This window comes from Protofrankia sp. CiT1 (assembly GCF_917627335.1).
Classification (GTDB): domain Bacteria; phylum Actinomycetota; class Actinomycetes; order Frankiales; family Frankiaceae; genus Protofrankia.
Window position 1 is genome coordinate 1 of the sequence record NZ_CAKJTP010000205.1, and the last position, 5,619, is coordinate 5,619.

The 5,619-nt window shown below is 68.1% G+C and carries 3 protein-coding genes and 2 pseudogenes; 2 read left to right on the plus strand and 3 right to left on the minus strand.

Annotated features, from left to right (window positions below):
* Window positions 1-1,093, minus strand: a pseudogene (locus tag MJ785_RS19925) (secretion protein EccC); the annotation flags it as partial.
* Between the two features lie 398 nt (window positions 1,094-1,491).
* Here MJ785_RS19925 and eccD point away from each other — a divergent pair.
* Together eccD and eccB are read left to right on the plus strand one after the other, a co-directional pair.
* Window positions 1,492-2,898, plus strand: coding sequence for a type VII secretion integral membrane protein EccD (gene eccD, locus MJ785_RS19930; RefSeq protein ID WP_239311952.1), 1,407 nt, complete (start codon window positions 1,492-1,494; stop codon window positions 2,896-2,898).
* A 30-nt stretch (window positions 2,899-2,928) separates the two neighbouring features.
* Window positions 2,929-4,419 (plus strand): type VII secretion protein EccB, encoded by a 1,491-nt coding sequence (eccB, locus tag MJ785_RS19935; protein ID WP_239311955.1) that lies wholly within the window; start codon window positions 2,929-2,931, stop codon window positions 4,417-4,419.
* Window positions 4,420-4,446: 27 nt separating this feature from the next.
* On the opposite strand, the pseudogene MJ785_RS19940 reads toward eccB, so the two are convergent.
* Window positions 4,447-4,566: pseudogene (locus MJ785_RS19940) on the minus strand (IS5/IS1182 family transposase); the annotation flags it as partial.
* 20 nt (window positions 4,567-4,586) lie between these two features.
* Window positions 4,587-5,123, minus strand: a complete 537-nt coding sequence (locus MJ785_RS19945) for a transposase (protein ID WP_239382247.1) — start codon at window positions 5,121-5,123, stop codon at window positions 4,587-4,589.
* Between the last annotated feature and the right edge of the window lie 496 nt (window positions 5,124-5,619).

Here is a 5,619-nt window from a genome sequence, read left to right on the forward strand (position 1 = left end):
GTGCCCGGCAACGCGTCACGTCCAGAGTGTCGGGCTGCCCCAGCCGGGTCGCGACGTCCTGGCCGGCGTTGTCGACCCCGATGGTGTCCACCCGGTCGGCTGTCGTCGCCAGGCGTAGGCCGAGCCGGTCGGCTCGCCAGCGCAGCGCCCCGTCCCCGTCGCCGTCCCCGTTGATGGCGACGGCGACGGCGTTGCGGAAGCCTGCTTCGGCGAGCCGGGCCGCGTGGGGAACCGGTACGCCGTCGAGGATCACGATGACGTAGGGCTCGTCCCGGCTGGGGGTGCTGTCGGGCTCGAACCGTGGCCGGCCGGTGAAGTCATCGCCCAGCAGCTGTTCCAGGTCAGCGTAGTCGTCGGCGAATATCCGTACCGGCCCTGCGGCGTCATGCTCGCGCGGGTGCTGCGCGTGCGGCAGCCATTTGATCCATTCCCACTCCTGCTGGCGATCGGACGCGGCGCACACGGCGATCACGAGTTCGCCCGGTGCGTGCAGGGTCGCGGCCTGAGCCAGCATCGCCCGGACCATTCCCCGCGAGGTGGCGACGTCACCCTTGATCATTATTCGGGCGAAGGCCCGCAGGTGCACAGCCATCGGCAGGCCGTGGACAGTGGCATGGGCACGGATGAAGCGCCGCAGCGCACGGGCACACAACGGTTCGAGGTCTTCGATCGGTTTGCTCTGCGGCGGACGAAAGCGCACCGCCAGCCGTTGCTCCCCGGTGGCCAGCCGGACCTCGGCGAAGTCCGGGTGGGTGAGCCGGCGTTCCCACAGCCGTCCACTCATCGCGACCGACCACAGCCTGGCCGGATCGGGGTGCAGCCACTGGGCGTTGCGCCGCTGGGCGTCCATCACCCGTCGCACCTGCCGGCGGACCTGGGACAGGTAGCGAAGGTAGTCGCGGCGTTCGCCGCGCAGTTTGCGCTTGCGGTTTCCACCTGGCATGAGCAGTTGGGCCAGCAGCATGCCGACCATCGACAGCGCCATCGCGCCGGACGCCAGGTACATGATGACCGCGGCACCCGGCTGTATGAAGATCAGAACGGTCGCGCCGGAGCCGAGCGCCATCGGCAGGTACATCAGGATGGTGTACATGCCGCCCGACTCCGTTTCGGGCAGCGCGGGCGGTTCCTGGAGGGGTAGCTCCCCGCTCGGCACTTCGGGCGCCGCGCGCCGCGGAGGCCTTCGAAAGATCACCGTACTCAACCCGAGCTCCTCGTCGTTGCTGATTCGGCAGTCAAAGCGGGCCTGTGTTTCGGGGCTCGGGCTCGGGCTCGGGCTCGGGGCTCGGGGACCGGGGACCGGGCTCGGGGACCGCTCGGCCATCCGGTGGCCTGGCCGCTTGGTGACCCGGCGGTGCCAGGCCGGGTACTCACAATCCCCACGGCTGAACTCACCTCGGGGGGTTCAAGCGTGCATGGGTTGGGTTGCCCGGTTTGCCCAGGCGGTCCGGCGGACTGAGCGTGCGCGAAAAAAGGAGAAATGGGGCATTAATGATGTCAACGGCTATCTCGGACCTGTGCCGGCTCACGCTGGTGTCTCCGGACCGGATCGTCGAGCTGGCGGTGCCCGTGACGGTCCCGTTGGCGGACCTGTTTCCGGCGCTGCTGCGGCAGTGCGGCGATGAGCTGGCCGAACGCGGTCTCCCGGAGGGAGGATGGGTGCTGCAGCGGCTGGGGGCCGCGCCGCTGGCAGAGGACCAGACAGCGGCATCTCTCGGGTTGTCGGACGGCGAGACCCTCTACTTACGCCCACATGGTGACCAGCTGCCGGTAGCCGACTTCGACGACCTTGTGGACGGTGTCTCCACCGGCGTGCGGTCCTTGCCGGATCGCTGGCGACCCGCCTTCACCCGGTGGCTCTTCCTGGCGCTGGCGCTCGCCACGCTCGCTGTCGCTGTCGGCATGCTTGGCTTTCGTAGTACGGCCGGTGCCGCCGGCAGTAGGACTGTCACCGCGGGGGGCATCACGGTCGTCCTGGTCACTGGGGCGATGGTGGCGTCGCGGGCGATCGGTGATGCGGCGATCGGCACCGTTCTGGGTGTCGGCGCTCTTGGCTTCGCCGCGGTCGGCGGCCTGTTGGTCGGCCAGCTGTCGACGGATACGCCGGGCGTGTTTCTCAACGGTCCCGGGCTGTCGATGTCGGGCGCCGCGGTCGCCGCGGTTGCCGGGCTGTGCCTGGTCGCGGTCGGCGGCCTGGGACCGGTGTTCGTCACGGCGATTGCCGCCGGTGCACTGATTGCGTTTGGGGGAATGCTCACGGTCGCTGCGTCGTTGTCCGGGCCGCAAGCCGCGGCTGTCGTTGTCACGGTCGCGCTGGCGATGTCGGCGGCCGCGCCGATCACCGCATTCCGGTTCGCCGGCATGCGGATGCCTGGGCTCCCGACCGGAGCGGATGATCTGGACGACGATATCGACCCCCTGCCGGGGCAGCGGCTGCTGGATACCACCGCGGTGGCGAGCACCTGCCTGACCGCGCTGTACGCGGCGCTCGGCATTGTGACCACCGGCTGTCTGGCGCTGTTGGCGACCGACTCAGGGTGGGCGTCGATGACGGTGGCTGCGATGGTGACGGTGTTGCTCGCGCTCCGGAGCCGGGCATTGGTCGGGGCGGGCCAGCGGGCGGCACTGCTGATCCCGATGGTTGTCGGGGTGGCGTGCCTGGTCGTCGACACGGCCTTCAGAGCGTCGCCGACGGTCCGCGCCATCGTCGTCCCAGCCGGGTTGGCCGCAACCGCTGGGTTGCTCACCGCAGCTGCGGTGGCGCTACCGGGTCGTCGGATGCTGCCGCACTGGGGACGGGCCGCCGATCTGGTCGAGTCGTTGCTGGCTGCCGGCTTGATCCCGCTTGTACTGGCGTTGCTCGGCGTGTACGGCGCGATGCGGGGGTTTGGCGGATGATGCCCGGCGGTATCGGGGAGGTGGCTGTTGATGCAGACCAAGCGTGACCAACTTCAGGCATACCAGTTCGTGGTGGGGCGTGTTGTCTCGGCGCTGGTACGCGCCGAACCCGATGCGCCGACGACGCCGACCCGACGGTTCAGCATCGGGATGGTGAGTGGTGTCATGATCGCCGTGTTGGCGGTGGCCGGCGCGCTCATCTGGGGACTCGTCGCACCCGGCGGTGCGAAGGGCTGGCGGGCGCCTGGCAGCCTTGTCGTCGAGCGGGAGACCGGCAACCGGTACATGTTTGTGGAAGGCGTGCTGCATCCCGTTATGAACTACGCGTCGGCGCTGCTGCTGATGGGCGAGCAACCGCGGGTTGTGCGGGTGTCGCGGAAGTCGCTGCACGGCGTCCCACACGGTGCCCCGGTGGGTATTGCCGGTGCGCCGGACGCTTTGCCCGACCGTGGCCGTACACCGGAAGACGTGTGGTCGGTCTGTGCGCCGACAGGCACCGACGATTCGGGCAACCGGGTGACCTCGCTCACCGTGGCAGTCGGTCTGGATGCGGCGGCAGGTGGCGCCACGATCGGTCCGGAACAGGCGCTCCTCGTCCAGGATCCAGACGGCCGGTCGTACCTGGTGTGGCAGGGCCACCGGTTGCGGCTTGCTAGCGCAGCGGTCCAGTTTGCTCTCGGCTACGCTGCGGCATCGGCGCTTCCGGTGACCGGAACCTGGGTGAATACGTTGCCTACCGGATCGGATCTGCGTTGGCCGGATGTCGCCGGACGCGGGCAGCCGGGACCGGCCGTCGGTGGGCAGCCGACAGTGGTGGGGCAGGTGCTTTCGGTGCGCAATCCCGGTACCGGCAGCCAGGAGTCCTACCTGGTCCGTCCGGACGGCCTGTCGACGTTGTCTCCGCTGGCCACGGCCCTTGTGCTTGGTGACCCGGCGAGCCGTGCGGCCTACCGCGGCGCCGGCGTCCGGCTGCTGCCAGTGGACTTCTCCGCGGTTGCCGGGGCGGCCCGGTCGTCCGCACCGAGACTGTCCGTGGACTGGCCGGTGTCGTCGCCGTCACTGGTAACGGCTACGTCCGGGGCCGCATCCGGGTCCCGCCCCGGCGAGTCGGTCCCATGCGTGCGACAGCGGTTCACCGACAGCGGTCCGGCGCAGCCGGAGGTGGTGCTCGCGCCGCTTTCGTCTCCGGCTGTCGCGACTGCTGCTGCCAGCGCGGCCGGCGGGGGAAGCGTCCGCGTCGCGGTTCCGCCGGGCGGCGGATTGCTTGTTCGTGATCTGCCGGTGCCCGGGGCAACCGATGGGACGCTTTATCTGATCACAGATCTGGGGCTACGGTATCCGTTGCCGTCCAAGGAAGTCGCGGCAAAACTCGGTTATAACTCGGTCGCTTCGTTGCCCGTGCCGTCGCTGCTGCTCGGGCTGGTGCCAACCGGGCCGGCACTCGATCCGGCCGCTGTGTCTGTCGCTGGCCTGCCGACGCCGCCCGAGACGGGTAGTGCAGGAGCATCTAATCCTTATTGACCAGTTAGGGTGTGTTTCGTCAGTCGGTTATGGGAGCCATTGGTTGATCGCTGCGATGGTGACGGTGGCTTCGTAGCGGACAGCGAGCTTGTCATACCTGGTCGCGACCGCCCGGTTCCGCTTCAGCCGGTTGATCCCGCATTCCAGCACTATCCATCAGACAGGCCTCAGGTCCGTGCCTTCGGCAGCTTCAGCCCTTGGCCTGCCTTGTCGGCACAGCAGATCCTCCGCGCCGCGGGCCGCGACTGTTGTTTTACGTCCGGCCACACCTCCCGCAGCCAGATGGCTCGAGGTCTCGTCACGTTCGGCCGTCCGGTGCACTGGTCGCTGCGCGGAATACCCCATGCGGTGGGGCTGTCCACCCCGGCCAGGAGGTAGGACACCCCGAACAGCCGGCCGATCAGGGTGGCGATCCGGACCAGGGCCCACCGCTGGTCGACGTTCCAGCCGTGGGCCGTCGGGCCACGATCTAACTTGCCGGCCAGCTGGGCGAGCTGGTCGTCGTCGAGACGGCAGCGGGCCGCCGGCCCTACTGACCGCAGCACGTCTCCACCCTCGGTCTCCCAGGTCTGACGCGAGGTGTCGGCTGACTTCCGAGACATCCGCAGCTGCTTGGCCACCGCCGATGGTGACATCCCGTCGATGAACAGGCCCGCGGCCAGGAGTCGGATGTGTTCCCGTCGTGCGCGATCGGCGGCGGTCAATTCACCGCCGTCCCGATACCTGGGATACCCCACGAAATCCTGTCACTACTCCATGAGTTCACGATCAGTAAGAGCGCCCGGCTGTCCGTGGCCCCTCACCGGGGCCCGCCAGTTCGTCGCGCTGCGTAGCTACCTGTCGACGCCCGCAAAAACGGGGGTCGCGATGCTTGACGCCCTCGGACGCCTCGCCAAGGGCTGCTCCTGGCTGCCCTCTGAGGTTCTCAGCGCCGTTGTATAGCTAACTAACCGGCAGGCTACCACGGAGCCGGAAACGCCTGAACAGTTGCAATCTTTATTCGTAGCAGGTGAACATTGTATAACCATGGATGAATATCGGAGGAAATTTTAATTCCGCCCGAATCGGTGGGTGTGCCTGGGATTTTGGCTGGAATTGATAGTCCAATATGAATATGGCGTAGTTCTAAGTGAACGCCGCAGGAAGTCCGGATTCTGCCTGAACCGGCAGTCGTGGCTGGGCCGTGACGGGAGTTGACGG

What these genes read in the sequence shown, in the direction of transcription:
- eccD (WP_239311952.1), top strand. Translation starts at nt 1,492, where the DNA reads ATGATGTCAACGGCTATCTCGGACCTGTGCCGGCTCACGCTGGTGTCT.
- eccB (WP_239311955.1), top strand. Translation starts at nt 2,929, where the DNA reads ATGCAGACCAAGCGTGACCAACTTCAGGCATACCAGTTCGTGGTGGGG.